Below are 21505 nucleotides of genomic sequence, written 5' to 3'. Positions count from 1 at the left end.
ATGCAGTCAAAAGTCGTTTTTTTAATGGCCGCCGCTGCTTTTTTCATCACCTCGGTCAGCGCCGCCCCGTTCGAAACCGTCAACAAGGGATACAACCGTATCACCTCGCGCACCATGATCCGCAGGATCAGCGTGCCTACTTTGGCCAACCTCGATTACGCCGCATACACCGCCAATCCCGTTCGGTTCGACCCGCAGGCCGTGAACCCGAAAAGGCCGCCGAAGCAAATCGGCCTTGCAGGCCTCACCTTTGGCGGCACGGTCACCGACGTGTGCGCGACCCTTGCGAAAACCCCGCTTACCAATGAGGAAAAAGACCTGCCCATGGCCTGGGACCCGCTGCAGGCGAAACTCTGGGACGTGACGAAAAACGACGATCTCGCGAAGCTCGGCTCGAAAATCGTCTCCGAAAAATGGGCCGACCCTTCGGTTTTCATGCCTTATCAGGAAATCGCGGCGGTTTACCTCCACGGCTCCGGCGATTCGACGCAGATCTGGATGAAGATCGAGTTCAAGCCGTGGGTGAAATTCCTTGACGCCACGGTACTCGATGAGGACAGGGACGGGTTCAAAGAAATATACGCAAAGCTGAACATCAGCTCGGTTGATAAGGCCGTCATTCAGAAAACCCTTGGCTACATCCGCAACGACTATTCAAAAACGGTCTTGACAAAGGAACAGGTGATCGACTGGGCGAACCTGCTCGCCTCCTACTGGTATCCAAAGCTCAACACCGACGTGGTTGACATGAACGGACAGGCCAAATGGCCCACGCCCGACATGGACAAGGGCGCGGTGAAGGAGCTCAAAGGATTGACCGTGGACAATCCGCTTGTCGTCATCAAAGGCAATCCCCTGGGAAAAATCCTTTACAACGTTTTCCTGGTGGATTTCCCTGCGGAAAAACAGGCGGCGCCTACTGCCGCGCCGGCAAATCAGCCGCAAGCGGCCGCGGTGCCGGCGGGCATCGACACCTCGGTGTCGGCAAATTTCAGGGAAAACAACGCCAGGTTCGATCAGGAGACGAAAGCATTCGGCGATTACGCCGTCTGGGCAAAGAAAGACGAGCCGTTCCGCCGGGCGGTGCTCGCATTTGCAAAGACGCTGCCGCCCGCACAGAAAGGCTTCAAGGGAAAAGACAACTGGCTGTTTTTCAGCGGGGAGCCGCTCTACCTCAACAGCGGCGACATGTCGCTCCAGGCAAAAGACAAGAATCCGATTCCGCAGCTTGTGGAATTCAACAAATTCCTCAAAAGCAAGAATATTTCCTTGATTTTCGTACCTGTGCCTAATAAATCCGACATCTACTTCGAAAAACTGCCGGTTGACAATACACCAAAAGACCTTTACGGCATCATCCATCCCTATTCCAGGAAATTTCTCAAGGACCTTCAGGCCGCGGGCGTCGAGGTCATCGACCTGCTGCCCGCGTTTCTTGCCGCGAAAAAAGACGACGCAAAGTTCAAGGAAGCGGTATACCAAAGGCACGACACGCACTGGACAGACCGCGGTCTTGAGATCGCCGCGAAACTCATCGCCGATCGCATAAAACAATTTTCATGGTACGGCGACGCGTCGAAGACTCCGGTGAAATACACCGAGAAAGACACCACATTCTCGCGGATGGGCGACATCGTGGACAAGCTCGCCGAAGCGGACAAGGCCGCGTTCGCCGCGGTGGAGCTTAGCGCCAGACAGGTTCACAACCCGGACGGCACTCTTTACAAAGGGAACAACCCCGATTCGCCGGTCATGCTCATCGGCGACAGCTTCACCGGCGTGTTCGAGCTTGTCGATTGCAAAGCGGCGGGCGTGGGCGCGCATATCGCCGCAAACACGGGCATTCCCGTCGACATCGTCACGAGCTGGGGCGGCGGGCCGCTCGTGCGCGACAAGTGGTACCGCGCGCGTAAAAACATGCTCGACAAGAAGCGGGTCGTCGTTTACATGATGGTGGCCCGCGACCTGTACGATTACGGCCAGTTGTGGCAGCCTATGGAAATGAAGTAATTAAGGGTAACTTTATGGATATTGTTTCCCGCTTTCGTGGGAATGACACTCTAAGGATTGATGGTTGTTTAAAAGTAACAGTGGAAAGAATCTTTTAATCCAATTCAGTGACAATTATTTTCAGGTAATCCAATCACCATATCTCACTTCAAAGGAGTCCACATGCATAAAAAATTACTTTTCATCGCGGGCTGCGTTCTCGCATCCTTTTCCCTGCTTCTTGCCCAGGAAGCGCCGCTCGGATCACCGGCCAAGCCGTCCGGCGACGAGCAGAAGCTTCTCGATGCGTTCAAGGGAAAGCTGAACGGAAAGATCGTCTGGTCGACCTCGCGCGCCAACACCAAGCACGATATTTGGATCATGAACGCCGACGGCTCCGACCAGAAACCCGTCACCAACACGCCGAACAACGTCGACTGGTTCCCGCGCTTCTCGCCCGACGGCGCCGCCATTCTCTTCTGCCGCAGCAAATCGGGCTGGGTCCCGGAGGAAGACGCCGAGAAGAACGACAAATGGGACCTCTGGACCGTCAAGCCCGACGGCACGGGCGAGAAAAAAGTCGCGGAGAACGCGGTGTGGGGAACGTGGCGGCCCACCGGAGACTCCATCGTGTTCGCGCGCGCGTCGAAGGTGTTCATCAAGTGCCTCGCCTCCGGAGAGGAAAAGGAGATTTTCGACGCCGAGAAACAGTTCAAGAAGAACACCTGGGCGCAGCAGCCGGAACTATCGCCGAACGGCAAATGCCTCGCCATCACCCTGCGCGGCACCTCGCGCCAGACCGGCATATGGAATTTTGACAGAAAAGAATGGTACACCACCGGCGCCGGCTGCGAGATCTCGTGGTTCCCCGACAACAAGGCCGTTATCCGCATGAACGAAGGCCAGGGCAACGGCAGCACCGAGGAGCTGAAGATCGACGTTGACGCCAATGGAAAGCCACTGGCGATCCCGGCGGGCCTGGCCGTGGACAAGAAATTCAGGTTCATGGACCTGCCCGGCCGCCGTTCCCATGAGTATTTCCCGCAGATCAGCGCCGACGGCCAGTGGATGGTATGGGGCGCCACGATCCTCGGCCAGGAGCACGATATTTATGATTATGAAATTTATATCTGGAAAATCGGCACGCCGCAGGACAAGGCGGTGCGGCTGACCTACCACACCGGCAACGACCGGTGGCCGGATATTTTCATCGCGAAGTAGTAGAATTCCGTACTCGATTTTTCACGGGGTCCGCCATGGCGGACCCTATTTTTATTTACCGATATGAAAGAATCCCCGCTTGCAAAACCTTCGATCTGGTGTTTCACCACCTATTTCGCCGAAGGGCTTCCCTTCGGCATCATCCGGCTCATGTCGTCGGTGTTTTTTACCGACATCGGCATGAAAGAACGGTATATCGGGTATCTTAATTTCCTCGGCATCCCCTGGAATGTGAAATTCATCTGGGCCCCCTTCATTGACATTTTGGGCACTAAACGCGGCTGGATGATCGGCGTTCAGGCGCTCATTACGCTCTTCACCGCCCTTATCGCTTTTATCAATTTCATCATCCCGGCTCAGGGCTCGCCGGCGGGATTTATCGCACTCATCGCGCTCTTATTTGTCATTCTCGCGTTCCTTTCCGCCACGAACGACATTTCGATAGACGGCTATTACATGGAGGGCCTTCCCGACCGGTCTGACCAGGCCGCATACACGGGCTACCGCGTTTTCGCCTACCGGATCGCCATGATCCTTGCGAGGAGCGGGCTCGTTGGAATTGCCGCCGCGTTTGCGTTCTCCAGATTATATCCCGGCAATAACTACGCACCGTGGGGCTGGGCATTCGGTTGCGCCGGCCTGGCAATGCTTGGCTGCACTCTTTTCCATTTACGGCATCTCCCCCGCGTCGAGCACAAAAGGCCGGATGAAAATATTTCGCTGGTTGGAATCCTGAGAAAATTTTATGGCGCGTTCGTCACTTACAGCAAACAGGACCGGTTCATTCTCATCCTCGTCTTCATCGTCTTTTACAAAGTGGGGGACGAAATCCTGTTTTCCATGGGGACGCCTTTTCTCATGCGTGAACTCGGGGTCACCAAAGGGCAGCTCTCATGGCTGTCCGGGCTCCTCGGCGCGTTCGGCGCGATCGCGGGGACTTCGATCGGCGGGATATGGATAAAAAAGACCGGGCTTAAAAAGGCGATCTGGCCGCTGACCATCCTCATGAACTTAAATATCTGGGCCTATATTTGGCTCGCCTACCAAAAGCCCCTTGCCTCCACCGCCTCGGGGCTGGCCACCATCGCGGCCGTCCACTGCTACGAGCAGCTTGCCGCCGGACTCGGAAACGCGGTGCTCATCGTTTTCATCCTGCGCACCTGTAAACCACAATTCAAGGCCGCGCATTATGCGGTGGGGTCTGCCATCATGTCGCTGTTCTCGACGTTTTTTGGAGGGTTCGGAGGCGTGATCGTCGAGCGCATGGGCTACCTCAACATGTTTATCATGGCGTTCTGCGTTTCAATCCCGGCGATGACGCTGTTGTTCTGGGTGCCGATTAAAGAGGAGGAAAAGGCTGTTTCGTAGGTTTTGCTTCATCCCCTCAAATATCCTTCACGCTTTTCCGTCGCGGCGGTTATTTTAATTTAAAATTTCCCATCAGGATGGCCCATGAAAAGCAGCGGAGAGCCTGTGACGATCGGCAAAGGAATATGCCACGTTTTATATGCCTTCGACATCGGCAGGGCCACCAATCTGTCGAAATGCCTGGAACGCATTCCCGCGCTCGGCGGCCATGCAACGCTGCTGAATAAAAACCGTCGCGCGCCCAAGTATTTCGGCTTTGACCCGCAGCCGCTCTCCGTTGTACAGGTCTCGCGGGAAATCCCGAGTATCGGCGGCCGCGAGTTGTCGCGGGCCGTATCGCTTACCTTCTACGATTTCGGCGCGCTGTCTATTTCCTACGACATCCCCGTGTCGGGCGCTCTTGCCGACTTGCGCGACCTGAGCATCGCGGTGGACGAAAGCGAGACCTTGCCCGCGGAAGCGCGCCGCAGGGCCAGCAACGTCACCAAGGCGCTCGGCGACGCCATTGATCACCCGCTCGTATCGGTGCCCGTGGAAGACTATCTTATCTTCGAAATCGGCGATTTCGAGCTTGGAGGTCCTGCCGCAACGCTCCACGAACGCGCCGGCGCCCTGCTTGCCCAGGTCCTGCGCGCCGAGCGCAGATCGCTTTCCGAATCGGAAACCGCGGACGCGCTCACCTGCCGCATCTCCTACGGCGACGGCGACGTCACCCTGGTGGACTGGAACGCGGCCATGATCTTCGACCGTGATGCCGAAGACATACGTTCCGTGCTTGAATTCGCCAACATCGAGCTGCTCGAGCTCCGCTTTCTCGATTACCAGCTTGATTCATCGCTCGATACATCGTTTGAGTTGTCGGCGCGGCCGCAAAGGCTCCTGCGCCTCGTGCCCGGATGGACGCCGCGCATCGCGCGCCGCATATCGACCATGCAACTCGAGGGCGCCATTCTTTTCGAACGCGTGAGCAACGCGCCAAAACTCCTGGGCGACCAGTTCCTGGCGCGGGTGTACCGGCTCGCCTCACAGCGGTTCCACGTCAGCGAATGGAACTCGAGCATCCTCCGCAAGCTCGACACCATAGAGGATTTCTATAAACAGATCCACGACACCGCCGCGAGCCAGCGCCTCGAAATGCTCGAATGGATCATCATCGCGCTCATCTTTCTGGAAATCCTGATCTCGCTTGTGCCGGGTGTGATGCACTGAGAGGGTCGCCATGAGAAGCGGGGGAAAATGATTGATGCCTGAGCGATGTACAATGCGATTGGATGACAAGGTCTCCTCAAGACGGGCTCACTACCTTTGCAGAACCGGCTTTTAATACTGCGCCACTCCGCCAACAGGATTTAGCCGCGGATCTATATTTAGACATTCCGGATATCGATTGCCGTGCACGATACTTGACAACAAGCGACTCCACGGTATCGTACCGGACGATTCCTTACAGTGATTCGAGGATGTCATCATTGCCGCGGGTAAAATCGTGCCTGTGCACGTCAGCCCCGCCACACCGACATCGCCGTCTTTGCGCGAGGGCCATCAGCGGTACCGGCATCAAAAGGCCGATTTTTATTTTGTAAACAACACATTGGCCTTCCTCACGCTCTGCGTAAAATTCCCCCACGACCGCAGCGCCCGCAGCGCCATCATCCACAAATATTTCGGCCTCCGGTAATACCTGCGGTAAAACGAGGTAAGATAGCGGTTGATCTCCTCGTTCGAAAGGTTGGGCAGCGCAACCGCTGAATGGTGCACGCTGTCGTGCTGGTCCCATTCCTCGGTTAGAAGGCAGTTGTTTTCCTTAAGAAGCTTGTAATAATCGGTGCCGGGCAGCGGCGTGGGCGCCGACACCTGCGTGAACTCGGCGTTCAGCTCAAAGGCGAAGCGGATGGATTCCTCCATGGTCTCTCTGGTATCCCAGTAAAACCCGAGCATGATGCAGTTGAGCACGTCGATGCCGTGCTTCTTGGCGATGGCCACGCCGCGCCGTATCTCGTCCTTGGTGGTGCGCTTGCGCATGTGTTTGAGCACCTCCTCATTGCCCGATTCCACGCCGTAGAGCACCATGCGGCACCCCGATTTTTTGAGCCAGTATGCCATTTCCTCGGTCATGAGCTGGGCGCGCGCCTGCACCGAGTAGGCAACTTTCACTTTTCGCTCGACCATGAGTTTGCATATGTCAATAACGCGCTGGCGGTCGATGTTGAAGGTGTCGTCGTCGATGCGGATTTCCTTCACGCCGCGGTCGTTGACCAGATACTCGATCTCCCGCACCACCCGCTCCGGCGACATGGCGCGGTGCTTGTGGCCGTAGATCGTTTGCGGGTACGAGCAAAAGATGCAGTTGAACGGGCAGCCGCGCGAGGTGATCATGGTGGCCGCCGGGAACGCGACAAAGACGCTTTCGTAGAATTTGCCTAAATCAAGAAGATCATACGCCGGGATGGGAAGGCGGTCGAGGTCTTCGACGGCGGGCTCGTCTTCATTGATCCTCACCGCACCCAATGGGTCTTTCCAGGTGAGACCTCTTATCTCTGAAAAGTCTTTTCCGTTTTTGAGCGTGTCGAGCAGACGCCCCACCGAGTAGTCCCATTCCCTGCGCAGGATAAAATCAGCGCATGCGCGCTTGATTTCGTTTTCGTGCAGCGCCGTTACGAACGGCCCCACCCAGATCACGGTGATTCCTGAATCTTTTGCGTGCCTGCTCACCTCCCACGCCACGGGCGCATTGATGTGCTCGACCATGATGACCAGCGCGTCGGGCCTGCGTTTTGAAATTTCGTCCTTAGTCATTTTGAGATCGAGCTGCAGTGTGGGACAATGAAGGTATGCAACGGCATGGCCGGAATTGCGGAGGACCGCGGCGCAGGAAAGGTTCTGGTAGCTGTACACCTGTTCGCCGGTCTCGTTCAGGCAGGGATGGCGCCTTCCCGCCTTCGATACTTTGGACCCTACGGTCCAATCAAGGGTGGGCGGCGGCTCGACAAAAAGGACTTTTGCCATCGTTGTTCCTGTTTGTTAATAAGAATCGCCCCGATTTTTTATTTCAAAATACATTGTTTTTTTGCGGTCTTACAACATCAGCCGCTCAGTTGTCTCATTGGAAAAGGTTTCCTGCGCAACAAGGCGGGAAAAAACCCTATTGCCGTTGAAGCCTGGCATGCCGTTTTATGCGCCGGCTAAGACTTTGCGAGTTTGCGTGATTTTACCTTGGCGCGCCAGTTTTCCCACGTATAATAGAATGTCGGGGTCACAATGAGGACGAGCAGGGTATTGAACAGCAACCCCCAGAAAATCGCCCATGCCATGGGAGCCCACCACTGCGTGGTGGCCGAGCGAGACATGAAACCGAGGTGAAGAAAATCAATGCCGTACCCCGTCGCCAGAGGCAGCAGGCCGATCATGGCCGTGATGGCGGTCAGAAGCACGGGACGCAGACGGGTGGCGCCGCCTTCGACGACCGCTTCGTGCAGCGGGCGGCCGCTTTTTTTGAGCCGGTTCATGAAGTCGATGAGAACGATGCCGTTTTTGGCCACCACCCCCGCCAGCGCAATAATGCCCACGCCGCTCATCAGGATTGCAAACGTCACGTCGCGCATGTCCGCCCTGCCGGCCGTAATGAGATTGACAAACGCAGAGAATTTGTTGGTGATCAGCAGCCCCCAGAACACTCCGCCAAGCGAAAGAAAGATGCCGATGAGAATAAGGAACGGCTGATACAGCGAATTGAACTGGAACACCATGGTGAGGAACACAAGTCCCATCGCGACAAAAAACGCTTTGACAAGAAAACTGCTGGATTCGGCCTGCATCCTGTTGCCGCTGCCGGGGCGCACGCTATACCCGGCGGGTGCACGGATTTTCCTGACGGCCGCAACCGCCATCGCCTTCGGACCGCGTTCGTCTTTCTGTCCGGGGGCGAGTTCGGCGGTAACCTGGATGGAGCGCTTGCCGTCGATATGCTTTATCGACGCGATGTTGGCTCCCTGGGCAATTGTTGCAACGCTTGACAGCGGCGCTTCCTTTCCGTCCTTGGAGATCACGATTTCGTTGAGCCCGTTCAGGTTTTCGCGCACGTCGGGCGCGAGCCGCACCATTATTTTATACTCGTCCTTTCCCACACGGTACTTCGCCGCTTCGTATCCGTAAATCGAGCCGCGGACCGCCGATGCGACATCGAGGGTGGAGAATCCCATGCGTTTTGCCTGCTCGCGGTCCACGTTGACGCGGATCTCCGGTCGCGCAGGGTCGTAGTCCGTCGTAACGTTCGTCAGTCCGGGCACGGTGCGGATAACAGCCATGATGCTGTCGGCAAGAAGACTCAGCTGCGCATAATCGTCGCCGCCTATTTCCAGCTCCACCGCTTTTCCCGTCGGAGGTCCCATGGCCTGCTTTATCACCTGTAATTTCCATCCCGGAACAATGCCGCGAAGGGTGTCTTCGAGCCATTTCATGGTTTTATAAGACGAAACGTCGCGTTCTTCGAAATCCTTGAAAACGATGTCGAGGTACCCCTTGTTGCTTTCCGCCTGGGCGCTTGAAACCATCCTCGACGTTTTTCCGGAGCCGACAATGGTGTTTACGGTCTTTACCGAAGCAACACGCGGAGGCATCGACAGCACAACCGACTCTGGTTTCCTGATCATCGCATCGGTTATTGCAATGTCCTGCGAAAGCGGACCCTCGATCTGTACCGACGCAACATCGGGCTCGATCACAGGAAAGAATACGACACCGGGCCCGAATTTGAAATAGGCGAAAATGCCGGACAAGACGAAGGCAAGGCAGAATGCGGCAAGGATCCACGGATGCTTAAGGGAGCGGCGCAGGACATTTCTGTAAAATTCCTTGAACCGCTCGAACCAGCCTTTTTCCTCGCCGTCAAGCTTGTGGGCCTCCTTGTTCGACATGGTCAGCGAAGCGAACACCGGGTTGAAGATGAAGGCGACAAACAGTGAGCCCGACAGTGTTATTCCGACCGTTTCCGGAAGGTATTTCAGGAATTCGCCCATCACGCCCGGCATGAAAAGCACGGGCGTGAAGGCCGCGACCGTGGTGAGCGTCGCGGTAAATACCGGCACCATTACTTCCCGTGTCCCGTCGAGGGCAGCCTGGTGCCTGCTCTTGCCCATTCCCAAATGCCTGTAGATGTTTTCCACCACGACAATGCCGTCGTCCACCAGCATTCCCAGCACCATCACCAGCGAGAAAAGAACCACCATGTTGAGCGTAACGTCAAGCTGACTCAGCACAATAAACCCGATGGACATGGAGAACGGGATCGCCGTGGAAATGAACAGCGAGTTGCGCACGCCGAGAAAGAAACTCAACACCAGCAGCACGAGCAGGATTCCCATGAGAAGGTGGTTTTCCAGCTCGGAGACCATCTGCCGGATGTTTTTCGACATGTCGTAGAAGACTTCGTAATGCGTCCCCGCCGGCCAGTGCTGCTGGTCTTCGGCAATGACCTTCTTTGCTTCATCGACGATGCGGACGATGTCTTCTCCGGTGCGCTTCGCAACCGTGAGAGTGAGCGACGGTCTTCCGTTGGTGCGCGAGATGGTCTGCCGGTCGCGGGTGTAGGTGAATGATACCTTGGCCACGTCCTTGATCCGGATCATCCTGTCGTTTACCGAACGCACGATGAGGTCGTTGAACTGGTCGGGATCGGTCAGCTCACCCGTGATCTTTATGGAAAACCGGTAACCCGAGGTGATCATGGTGCCGCCGGGAACGTTGGTATGCTGGTTCGTTATGGCTTTGGATATGTCCGACAACGTCAATCCGTACTCCCTCAGCAGCGCGGGGTCGACATCCACGGCAATTTCTTTTTCCTGCTTTCCAAGCACCTTGGCCTCAAGAACGCCCGGGATTTTCTCCATTCGGTCCTTAAGGTTATTAACGAGACTCTCAAGGCGCTCCATGTCGTAATCGGCGTAGAACGCGATGTTGGCAACCGGTATGGTGGAGAAATTGAGCTCCTGGGTGATCGGTTCTTCCGCGTCAAGCGGCAGGTCGCTTTTGGCCTGGTCCACCTTGTCCTTGACGCGGCGGAGCGCGTCTTCCACCTGCACCGTGGGCTGGAATTCGAGGAAAATGGTCGAATAGCTCTCGTTGCTCGAACTGGTCATCTGTTTGACCCCGTCGATGCCGTCGAGCTTGTCCTCGATCTTCTGAGTGATGAGATTTTCCACCTCGGGCGGATTCGCGCCCGAATAGACCGTGGTGACGTAAATGTACGGTATCTTGATTTCCGGGAAAGATTCCCTTTTCAATCCGCCGAAGCTCACCATGCCGGTAATGAACAGCAACGCCGCAAGCACGATCACCGAAACCGGGTTTTTAAGCGCAAACTTGGTCATTGCACGTCTCGCTTCCTTTTGTAAACGCAGCCGACGCTCGCACGCGGCTCTTTCAGAACGCCACCTTTGTACCGTCGCTCACCTGGAATGCTCCGGCGACGATCAGCTTGTCGCCGGCGTGCAGTCCATTCGTGATAAGCGAGGTGTCCGTGTTTGTTGCACCTACCGAGACAATACGCTGTCTGGCGACTCCGTTTTCGACCACCATCACCGCAACCCCGTTCTGTAGGCGCACCAGGGCGGTTGACGGAATGACAATCGCCTTTGCATATTTCTTCCGCAGAATGTTCGCGCGTCCCACCATGCCGGGTTTGAGTGCGCCGTCCCTGTTCGAAACCACAATGCGGGCCGTGACGGTCCTCGATTTTGAATCGACGGCCCGGTCGAGACTCCTGAGCACGCCGTCATAAGGCTTTTCTGGATGCTGGAGCAGCCGGAATTCGGTTTTCATCCCTTCCTCGTAGGAAAACGCCTCGGCTTCGGGTATGGCGATAACGGCCTCCAGTTGACCGATGCGCGATACCCGGACCGTCGAGGCCCCCGGCGCGACGGTCTGGAACCTGTCGACATACCGGCTTACCAGGATGCCGTCAAACGGTGCCTGGCACTGGCAGTCTTCCCACGCCCTTCTTGCAGTGGCGAGCGCCATTTTCGCGTTCTGATACGCAAGATTGGCCGCGTCCACCGCGGAGCGCCCGAGAGAACCGTTCTGAACGTTTGCAGTGGCCCTGTCGAGATCGCCTTTTGCTACCGCGACCTGGGCTTTTGCCGCTTCAAGTGCGGCGCCATACTTATCGCCGTCGATATCGCACAGCCCGTCGCCCTCTTTGAAATACGTCCCGACCTGCCTCACAGAATTGACGCGACCGCCCTGCGCCGGTGCTATAAGGTTCGCATCCTCTATGCCTCGCAAGTCGGCGGAGTAGCTGCCCCAGTCTTCGAACGGACCTTCGTTGACATCGGCAACAACCACCTTGATCATGGCCGAATCGACGCGGTTCTGGAGAGCCGCTGGTTGCTTCTGCGGGTCCTTTCCACTGCAGCCAATGAGCACCGCACCCGCGGCGATGCATACGGTGGCCGCTGCCGATATGATTGGAATGTTCATTTTTCGTGCGTTCATAGCTCCTCCAACGTTCTTGAAATCATCCGGTCTACTTGATCTTGATAATGTCACAGCCCATGGCGACCTGCAAAGCGGCGCGGCTCCTGGTCTGACGGTATTTCGCATTTATCATTCCCAGTTCAGCCTGCTGGAAGGTTTCATCCGCGAGCTGAAGGTCGGAAAACTGGCCGCTCCCCTGCTTGAAGTTGCTGTTCGTCAAGTCGTAGGTCTCCTGCGCTGCGCTGAGCATTTCCTTTGAGGAGTTCAAATTGCTGTCCGCGGCCGCGCATTCGAGAATTGCCGAACGAACTTCAATTTCCACCATTTTTTCCATGGTGGACGCGACGATCTCGAGCTTGTTCGCGTCACTCATGTATTGAGCGGCCTTGGCGCTGTTCGCAAAACCGTCAAAAAGCGTCCATTGGGCGCCCACGCCCAGCGACCAGCTTGGACTGCCGTTGTTGCTCAGCAAGGAGAGATCAGAGTTCATCCTCGTATATCCGGCCGAGCCCGTCGCCCCTATTGTCGGCAGGTACATGGCCCGGTAGATTTTCGCCCCGCCCTTTGTGCTTTCGGCGAGGAGCCTCAATGATTTGATATCAGCACGGTTTGTCAAGGCTGTTTTTGCGGCGTCTTCGGGTTGCGGAATGTTCATGGCAACGACCTTGTCGAGCATTGAAACCGTATCCACTGCCGTTGAATCGGTGAGCGCCCGCCCCATCATCATGTTGAGATTCATCCGCGCCACCTTGGCATCACGCCGTGCGACAATAATCTGGGCCACTTGATCGGCGACGTCCGCCCTCGTCTTGAGGACCTGCGCTTTGCTTCCGGACCCATTCCGAAAATTTCGTTCCAGAAAACTGTTCAATTCTTTCTTTCGGTCAAGCGAATGTGCGGCAATTTCCGCTTTCTTTTGATACGTGAGAGCGCCAAAGAACACGTCGAGCGCCCCGAGTTGCAGCGTCTGCATATTGCGCTGGTAATTGTATTGAGCCGATTGGTTGTAGGTTTTCGCAACGTGTATCGCCTGGCCGACTTTTCCAAAAGTATAAATCGGCTGATTGAATGAAATTCCTGCCATGTAAATATTAGAATGCACCGGATTGGACAGGCTGCTAAAAGATTTCAGCAGGGGCGCGACGCTTTCCAAAGCCGAAACCATGGCGGAATCCATGGGGGTAAAGGTGCTGGCTTCCTTGGCAAGCGGACGAGAGGAACCCGAACTGCTGCTGCCGCTGCTGCTGAACGGGGATCCATAATTGTGAACATAGGCGCCTGTCGCAGAAATGTACGGCAAAGCGTTTGCCCAGTTCTCGCGCACCATTTGTTCCGACTTCTTGACCGTCTCCTTCATCATCTTCACAGAATCGCTGTTGGTGCAAACCTCACTGATCACCTGCTCCAGGCTCAACTGCTGGCCGGACGCCTGCGCGCAGACCATGACGGCCGCGCCCAATGCCGCCAGGATAAATTTCCTTTGATACGCCATGCTCAACTCCGCTGTTTTAATCTTGAGTACCTATTGCGCCGGTCATCAACCGCGGGCCGGTACGTTGGTAAATCCAAGTCCGTTCGTCAGGAAATCCATGATCTTGTCCGCGTGCGCCGTTACCTCTCCCACCTTACCGGAGCTCTTGCATTCGAACATCACGCCGCGGACAATGGATGAAACGAATTGCGACAGCGTTTTATCGTCGAGGAGCGAGGCGATTTCACCACGCTTCCGTCCGGCGGCAAAAACCGCGGCCGATAAATCCAGCATTTCCTTGCTGTAATGTTTGAAGCGGGCGGTCAATTGCTGATGGCGTTCCTGGAAACGCTGCATGCTGTTTGGCGCCATGGTTTTCAGATCGGTCATACTCATTGAAAAAGAAAAATTTTCACTATAAATTTTAAGGATCGCGATGAGCATCTCGCGCAGGTTGTCTTTTAAATGACGGTCCGGTTTGATTTCCTTTTTCAGGACATCAACGATTTTTTCATGCAACCTTATAAGAATAAGAAGGAAAATCTCTTCCTTATCCTCAAGGTAATTATATAATGAAGCCTTTGAAAAACCGGCGGTTGCGGCAATGTCTTCAAGTCTTGACTCATGATAGCCCTTTTCCGCGAACACCTTAAGCGCAGCGTCCAAAATAAGATTTACCTTTGCATCATGGACCAATTGATCGCGCACTTCTCGGGGCCGAGGATCCATATTGACTCCTATAATATTATTTTGACTTAGAAGTCAAATATAATGAATTTTGAGTTACTTGTCAATACTTTTAGTTCAAAATACGAATTACCATTCGCGTTATTGCTAACAAGTAGGGCCGCGCGAAATATTATTTATAACCGAGGCGTATTTTATATCGTTTTTTAAACCCGGTTCAACGATTCGCCAATTATGATGATTCAACGCAATATATGGGTTATTTTATGCTTGCTTATCCCCGCCGTTGCCCTCAACAACGACCGTGAACAGCCGCGGACGAATATACCGGTATCGCATCCCGATTCGCTTGTTATTGTATCTGGAGAACCCCTTGTGTTACCGCTCAACCCTCCGCGGTCCCAGCTTTTCAACGAATGCGCTTACTGCGAGGGAACCAGGGCCGAGTGGCTCTACGATCTAAACTCGATCAAGCACATGGCGTATGAATGCGGATTCGATTACGTGCTCGTAAGGTTCGACCGCCTCTACCGCTTGAGGGACCTTTCCGTAAAGGCGGTTTATTTTTTCTCCGCAATGCCACAGGCGCTCCGGTTCGATTCCGCCGTGGTGCACTACACCTCCGGCAGCGAAAACAAGACGCTGTTTTTTCCCTGCAGCACCTGCGCCGCGGCTCAGGGCGTCACGCCGGTGCTTCTGGACACGTCCTTTGCGGCAAAGCTCGGAATTATTGACAGAGCAGAAGAATTTTCGAGGAGTTTTTCCTCCGCCATGCTCGCGAAAGGGACCGAAAACGGCCTCCGCATAGCATTTTCCTTCGGCATGGCGGGCATGGGGTTCGTACTTGATGAACACGCAGGATTGGTCCAATATCCTCTTCCCTTGCCAGTGCATGGCACCGATTCCGGCTCTGCCGCGTATAAACTCGCCTGGTATTTCAATCCGATGCGCCTTGCTCCAGAAACGGACATCGGCGCCGGTCCGGCAATAAAAAACGTCTCGCTTTCCAACGACAGTCTGCAGCAGCTCGTGGTCGCCTTTACGGCAACAAGCGAATTCGGCCTACGCGAAGCGCTGTTGAGCTCGGACGATTACAACGAGAGTATTTATTTCAAGGGCTCGAAACGCGAGGGGATCGTTAAGACCCTCAAAATCGACTCTTCCCATTCGACGCTTGCGATCAAGGTGTACGATCTGCACGGCAACTCGGCGACCGTTTATTATCCCATCTTTACCGAAAAACGGGAGCTCGGCCGGCAGGAAGCCGCCCGGAGGAAGCGCATAGAAAAAGAACTGGAATGGGCGGGAAAAAACCCCCTCAATAAAATCATCTATACCCTGGGACAATTCGACGGCAACATCGGATGGTGGCTTCACGCGATTTCACAGGGAGCCATGGGCAGGGACCTTGCCGCGGACTCCCTGCGGGATGTCCGCATGAAAAAGGCGCTTGCGCCCGACACGGCAAAAAAAAGTCCGCCTGATTCACAGAATGGAATTGAAGTTATCGGGGAATAAAAAGAAGGAGCAATCACCAGCCACCGGTCAGCACATCCAATCTTGCTTAAAAACTATATTTCACTCTCGCAAACACCTCGTCATCATTTTTTATCTTCCCGAAATACGTTCCGTTTTTCCCGTCAATCAGCCGCGCGCCCAGCGCGATTTCCGCATTGTCAATTGGATACCAGGTGACCTGCGGCTGGCCGACGACGGCGTAGTTGTCCGCGATCTTCGAGAAATTCTTGATCTCAAGCCCGACCCCGATCGGCGTCAGCTTGAGCTTGTCGTTGAGCAGGTTCCAGTCCAGGTTGGCCATCAGGTAATCCTCGATGCTGTCTCCCCTTTCGTGGATGAACCCGTGGATATATTGCGCGTTGATGTAGATGTCGGCCGGGAACGTATAGTCGATGCCGACAACGAACTTCACGTATGGCTTGTTGTCAAGCGCCGGCGGGAGCGAGGACGTCAGGCCCGACGCCGCCGCCATGCCCGACAAAAACTGCGCCAGGGTGTCGTTGCCGCCGAACGTCACGGCCATGTCGGTCCTTTTTTCCGGGAAAAACACCGCCAGCTCGCCCCAGACGCCGACCTTGGCGATGGCACTGGAAAAATCGACCCCGGCCATGTGAAGCCGCGGGTATTCCAGCCGTATCGTTGCTTCTTTTATGTCAATGAGACTGTCTCTCATGTAATCCGCAGTCAGGTCGCTCAGATTCGTCGCCTCGGGCACGAGCGTGAGGCCGCCGGCAATCGGAAGGCCGTCGCGGAAATAGGCATAGCTCACGGAAAAGTCAACGCCGGCGACCCTTCCCCCGAACTTTATGCCGCCGATGGCATTGTCCCGCAGCGTGAGCGGCGGCATGATGACGGTGTCCCTCAAGTTTTTGATATTGACAAACGGTATTGTGCCCACCGACGGCATGAACACATTCACATAATTGCCGAAGGGCAGAACGTCGGGCTTGAACAGCGGCACGAACACGCCGGTAATCGAAAAATTACCGATGTAATACACCGCCTTGATTCCGTCCGACCCCAAATGCCTTCCGAAATCCCAGATGTCTTCGAGGTCGTAGGGATTGATGACGTCGGTCGGATTAATCTTGTCTGCCGTGCCCCATGCGATGCGCTGGCGCCCCACGGTGACGTCGAGGTCCTTCAACCCGAGGCCGTACAGGTCGACGTACCCCTCGCGCAGCGAAATGTTCAGCGGGGAGACCGTGCCGGTGTTTTGCAGGTCGGCTATGGTTGCGGGGGACGGGAAACCGAGAGAGCGTATCCAGAGATCGCTGGCGAATTTCGCCTTGCCGAACGCCTTCACCTCGCTTTTAAGGTCGAGCCGGTATTCCTGCCATGCCATATCGTAAACGCCGCTCACATGCGCCCTGTCGTCGGCCAGGATATAACCGTTCCACGACAGGGTAAGCGGCGTGGTTTCCTCCTGCGCCCTTGCAGGGATAAAAATGGATACCACCATGATCATTGACATAACCAAGCACTGTTTAAGCATATCGTCACATTCCCCCTATACAAGGTGAAGGAACACTTCTTCAACAACCTGCGATTGTCATTCCCGCGAAAGCGGGAATCCATTCTTCCATTGATCTGCACACTGGATGCCCGGTCTGAGCCGGGCATGACAATTTCACAAACCTGCGTTAACAAACAATCATCTCATCAAATATCTCTCACTGAATTTATCGTCGGGAATATTCGTATCATGCTTGATCGCCGACATAATCAGCTTGGTCTTGTGCTGTTCCTTCAAGTCGGTCATCACCGATTCGGTCGCCTCCCAGTAATTCCCGTATTTTTCGAACTTGCCTCGGTCCATGGTTTTGCAGTTGGTCCCGCTTTTGTCGAAATAATCGATCTTGACGGCGAGGAAATCACCCTTTTTGACCTTGACCATAAGCTTTGAGTAATCCGTGACCGTTTTGGGTTTTGGGGCAAGCTCCAACACGTAAAATTCACTGTCCTGTGAGGTAAGTTTGGCGTTCCAGCTGTCGGAATACCGTTTCGCCTCGAGATTTTCGTAGGTGAGATCGGTGCCGGCGAACTTGGTGTTTTTAACATGCGAGGCGATGCGCCGCGTTTTGCCGAATGCCGGCAGGTACACATACATCACCTCGTCCGGAAGGGAAAGAAACCCAATCCCCTTCTGGTCCGCGGGCGCGGTGAATTTCATGAGCCGCTTGTCGGGCCCCTTCTCAAGCGTTACCATGTCCCTCACGCTTTCTTTTCCGTTTTTGTCAATCAACACGAAGCGCACCTGCATGTCCTTGTCCTTAGAGGCGTAGAGAACGTCATCGACCTTTTTAAGAATTTCATCACCGTTAAGCTCCTTTTCCTGGGTAAATGCCGCCGACAAAAGACCCGACGCCAGCACCGCGATAAGAGCCAGTTGTTTCATGTAACACTTCCTTTGATGATTGTTTGTAAACAGTCGTTTTCCTTAATTCAAATCTTCCCGGATTTCTCCCCTTTCCTGCCACTTTTTCATAAAACCCCCCTTGGTCATGATGATGGTCGCGGGCAGCAGGGTGAGCGCGCCGAGGCCGCTGCCGATCATGGTGATGGCGACCAGCGCGCCGAAATGCTGCAGCGGCACGAGCCGGGCAAAAAGCAGCGTGACAAATCCCATGAAGACCGCCAGCACGTTGATGACGATCGCCCTTCCCGTGGTCCTGAGCGTATTGTCAAGCGCCTCACCCACCCTGTCGCCGCCTTTGTAAAACGTCTTGAACCGCACGCTGAAATGAATGGAATAGTCGATGCCGATGCCCAGCGCCACACTGGCCGCGAGCACGGTCGCCACGTCAATGGGGATTTTGGCAAAACCCATGATGCCGAACATGAGCACCACGGTAAGCAGGATCGGGATGAGGCCGAAAAGCCCGCCGACCAATGAACGGAGCTGGAATGCGATAAGGAGGTAAATGAAAACGAGCGCAATGATGAAACTTTGCACCTGGCTTTTTACAAGGCTGTCGTCCAGGTGCCGGTAAATAAGCGGCATGCCCGTGTGCCCGATTGAAAACGATACAGCGCCGGCAGAAAGGCCGGACAATGTTTTATACCTGCTAAAAACGTTTGCACCCACTGCGATGGTGTCGTGGCACAATTCGAGAATGTCCTCGGTGAGCATTGCGCACAGGGCGCTGTCGGACCGCAGGCCGGCCGACAACGAGGCTATCAATGAATTGCGGACAGCGACACAAACCGATTTTCTCAGTGAATCCGAAGCCGTTGAAAATGACGCCATATATCCCTGTTTTCCGAGAAACTCCTCGACTTTCTCCTTTGTAACGTTGCATACCGGAGCGCGTGTCCTGCAATCATATTCGACCTGTTTGCTTATCCTGGAAATCTGATTCCGGTAAAGCGTCTGCCGAGCCGCCTCGGGAACGGACGAGAGGCTGAACACGGCGAGGTCCGTGTCGAGGCCGGCGATATACGATTCGATGCCGTCGACGATGGTCCGCATCTTTTTTACGTCGAGCGTGCCCACCATCGCGATGAGCACCCCCTCGCTCTTGTCGCTGTTGACAAGTCGGGAAACAATGTCCTGTCCCTCGAGCAGGAAATACAGGTTGCCCACCTTTGCCCGTGAGTCCGGCACGATGCGCTCGCCCGTCATCACATCGTTCATCTCGGCGATCAGGTCGGCGACAGACTGCGGGTTCTGCACGCAGCCGAGGGATTTGAGGAACTTGGAAATGGTGCGCATTTCCCTGAGCACGAACGGGCTCTGCAGGTCGCCTCTGACAAGGATGTAGATCGGCCGCGACCCGCCGAACCTGCTTTCCAGAATCTTTTCCGTTGTTTTTATCGCCGTGCCTTCCTTGAAATAGTCTACAATGTCAACCTTGCGCTGGATGCGGGGAAATCCGACAATGCCGACAATAAGAACAAGAATGCCGCAGCCGATAATCAGGAACTCGTTTTTAAGAACAAAAGCGCCCGCGCCCGCCATGATCCTGCCGGAAAGGGTGTTTTTCGGTTTTATTACGGCATTTTCCCTGCGCTTTACGTTGACGAACGTGAGCACCGACGGCACAAACATGGTAGAAATAATGAGGGAAAAGAAAACACCAAGGGCCGAAAATATCCCGAACTCCCGGATCATGGTAAGGTACGAGCCGAAAATAAAGCTTGTAAACCCGAAAATGATGGTGATCGCAGCAAGGATCACGCGAGTGCCGACTTCGCGGAAGGCCCGTTTCGGTTCATCGCCGCGGTTTCCGTAGCGTTCCTCGGGCTTTTCGTCGAACTTCCCGAGAATGTGGATGCACGGCGCCGTTCCCACGGCAATGAGCAGCACGGGAATGATGTCGGAGATGATGGTAAGCGGGATGCGCAGCAGGCTCATGGTACCGAGCGTCCACACCGTTGCAATAAGCACTGATAAAAGCGGCACCAGCACACCGCGCACCGTGCCGAAGCTGACGAACAGCGTGAGAATAATAAGCAGGCTTACCAGTGGAACAAGCTTGGCGAGGTCGGAAAAAATATCCATTGATATTTGATAAATCATTTCGGGCATGCCGCCGAAATACACGCGCGCCGGGAAATGCATCGTGGCAACGGTCTTCTTGATGCCCTCAACGGTTTTCATCTTGTCGCTTTTGTCCGCGAGCTGGCACACCACCAGCGTGGTCTTGGCGCTGCTGTCAACGAGCCTGCCCTTGTAAAACTCCTTGGAAAGCGTGTAGGCCTTGAGCCGGTCAAATGCTGCCTGCGAATCCGGCATTTCGGCAAGGTCAACGAGCCTGCTTATTTCCAGGCCGTCCGGCGTTTTCTTGACGTCGATGATGTTGGCAAGGCTTGTCACCGACGACACGCCCTCAGCGAGCTTGAGCTTTTCCGTGAGCGAGTCTATGCGCAGAAGGGCCGGCCTCGAAAACAGCGCCGGATCTTCAACCGCGATGATCGCAAGGGAATTTCCATTGAATTTCTCTCCGATCTCGTTGAACAGCGTCACTGCCTTGTCTGTTTTGGGCAGATAGCTTATCACATCGCTGTTCACCCGAAGGTGCCTGAGCTGGTAACCGAAAAAAGCAGTGATGCCTACGGTGACGATGACGATCCAAATTCTGAACCTGAAAACAAAGTCGGCAAACTTTTTCACGCCTCGATGCCCCTTTTCACCGTTTTACGATGCCCATGAACAGCACGTCCAGAAGCGAATCCATGTTTTTTTCAACAGTCTGCCCACCGGATCGCACCGCCCAATCATATTCAAAACCTTTTATAGCCACGATGATTGCATAGCTGGTGAGTGAAATATCTTTTATGTTGAAGATGCCCTTGCTGTTTCCTTCATGCAGAAGCATCTTCATCAGCTCCCGCTCCTGAAAATCATAGGTTTCGCGCATTTTCTGAATGAATTCATAATGCCTGAGGTAATCGTCCCTCAGCGCGTTGTACATGTTGAGCAGTTCTCGCATGCACTGCATACGCACGAGCACGTAGGTTTTGATCTTCTCCCGGGGATCTTCGACTGCCTGCAGAGCAGCGGTCATTTTCTGTTTGAATTGCTCCGTCTCTTTTTCGAGAACAGCGGCGAACATCTCGTCCTTGCTTTTGAAATAATAGTACAGCGAGCTCTTGGCCATGCGGACAGACTTTGCTATGTCGTCAACCGTGGTCTTGGACAAACCGTACTTTGCGAAGAAATCGCCGGCGGTTTTGAGAATAAGCTGTCTTGTGGCCGCATCGCCGGCATCGGGTTTTTCCATAATTAGACCTTTCGAACGAATTGGTTTTTTGGTCGAAAAATATAATGGATTTAAA

Annotated in this window: 14 protein-coding genes; 5 read left to right on the top strand and 9 right to left on the bottom strand. The window is 54.7% G+C overall.

Annotated features, from left to right (window positions below):
• The 4 genes from VLX68_01795 to VLX68_01780 all read left to right on the top strand — a co-directional run bounded on the left by VLX68_01795 (position 1) and on the right by VLX68_01780 (position 5787).
• Positions 1-2010: a hypothetical protein gene (locus VLX68_01795; GenBank protein HUI90954.1), complete on the top strand. Its 2010-nt coding sequence runs from the start codon at positions 1-3 to the stop codon at positions 2008-2010.
• A gap of 162 nt (positions 2011-2172) precedes the next feature.
• Positions 2173-3210, top strand: a complete 1038-nt coding sequence (locus VLX68_01790) for a hypothetical protein (GenBank protein HUI90953.1) — start codon at positions 2173-2175, stop codon at positions 3208-3210.
• Positions 3211-3273: 63 nt separating this feature from the next.
• On the top strand, positions 3274-4578 hold the full coding sequence (locus tag VLX68_01785) for an MFS transporter (GenBank protein HUI90952.1): 1305 nt from the start codon (positions 3274-3276) through the stop codon (positions 4576-4578).
• An 84-nt stretch (positions 4579-4662) separates the two neighbouring features.
• On the top strand, positions 4663-5787 hold the full coding sequence (locus VLX68_01780) for a hypothetical protein (GenBank protein HUI90951.1): 1125 nt from the start codon (positions 4663-4665) through the stop codon (positions 5785-5787).
• A gap of 363 nt (positions 5788-6150) precedes the next feature.
• On the opposite strand, the gene VLX68_01775 is transcribed toward VLX68_01780, so the two are convergent.
• From VLX68_01775 to VLX68_01755, 5 genes are all read right to left on the bottom strand, one after another.
• Positions 6151-7584, bottom strand: a complete 1434-nt coding sequence (locus VLX68_01775; protein HUI90950.1) for a radical SAM protein — start codon at positions 7582-7584, stop codon at positions 6151-6153.
• Positions 7585-7760: 176 nt separating this feature from the next.
• On the bottom strand, positions 7761-10943 hold the full coding sequence (locus VLX68_01770; GenBank protein ID HUI90949.1) for an efflux RND transporter permease subunit: 3183 nt from the start codon (positions 10941-10943) through the stop codon (positions 7761-7763).
• A 52-nt stretch (positions 10944-10995) separates the two neighbouring features.
• Complete coding sequence (locus tag VLX68_01765) at positions 10996-12066, bottom strand: efflux RND transporter periplasmic adaptor subunit (protein HUI90948.1); 1071 nt, start codon at positions 12064-12066, stop codon at positions 10996-10998.
• Positions 12067-12097: 31 nt separating this feature from the next.
• Positions 12098-13540, bottom strand: a complete 1443-nt coding sequence (locus VLX68_01760; GenBank protein HUI90947.1) for a TolC family protein — start codon at positions 13538-13540, stop codon at positions 12098-12100.
• A gap of 45 nt (positions 13541-13585) precedes the next feature.
• The gene (locus VLX68_01755; protein ID HUI90946.1) at positions 13586-14248 is read right to left on the bottom strand and encodes a TetR/AcrR family transcriptional regulator; all 663 of its coding nucleotides are present in this window, start codon (positions 14246-14248) and stop codon (positions 13586-13588) included.
• A 333-nt stretch (positions 14249-14581) separates the two neighbouring features.
• On the opposite strand from VLX68_01755, the gene VLX68_01750 reads away from it, so the two are divergent.
• Positions 14582-15724 (top strand): hypothetical protein, encoded by a 1143-nt coding sequence (locus tag VLX68_01750; GenBank protein ID HUI90945.1) that lies wholly within the window; start codon positions 14582-14584, stop codon positions 15722-15724.
• Between the two features lie 46 nt (positions 15725-15770).
• On the opposite strand, the gene VLX68_01745 is transcribed toward VLX68_01750, so the two are convergent.
• From VLX68_01745 to VLX68_01730, 4 genes are all read right to left on the bottom strand, one after another.
• A complete protein-coding gene (locus VLX68_01745; GenBank protein HUI90944.1) occupies positions 15771-17219 on the bottom strand; it encodes a DUF1302 family protein in 1449 nt (482 codons plus the stop codon).
• Between the two features lie 159 nt (positions 17220-17378).
• Entirely contained in the window at positions 17379-18122 is a 744-nt protein-coding gene (locus VLX68_01740) for an outer membrane lipoprotein-sorting protein (GenBank protein ID HUI90943.1), read from the bottom strand.
• 42 nt (positions 18123-18164) lie between these two features.
• Entirely contained in the window at positions 18165-20840 is a 2676-nt protein-coding gene (locus VLX68_01735; protein ID HUI90942.1) for an MMPL family transporter, read from the bottom strand.
• A 16-nt stretch (positions 20841-20856) separates the two neighbouring features.
• Positions 20857-21450, bottom strand: a complete 594-nt coding sequence (locus VLX68_01730) for a TetR/AcrR family transcriptional regulator (GenBank protein HUI90941.1) — start codon at positions 21448-21450, stop codon at positions 20857-20859.
• Positions 21451-21505: the final 55 nt, after the last annotated feature.

The organism is Chitinivibrionales bacterium (genome assembly GCA_035516255.1).
Lineage (GTDB): Bacteria > Fibrobacterota > Chitinivibrionia > Chitinivibrionales > FEN-1185 > FEN-1185.
This window is presented reverse-complemented; position numbering and strand designations above follow the sequence as displayed.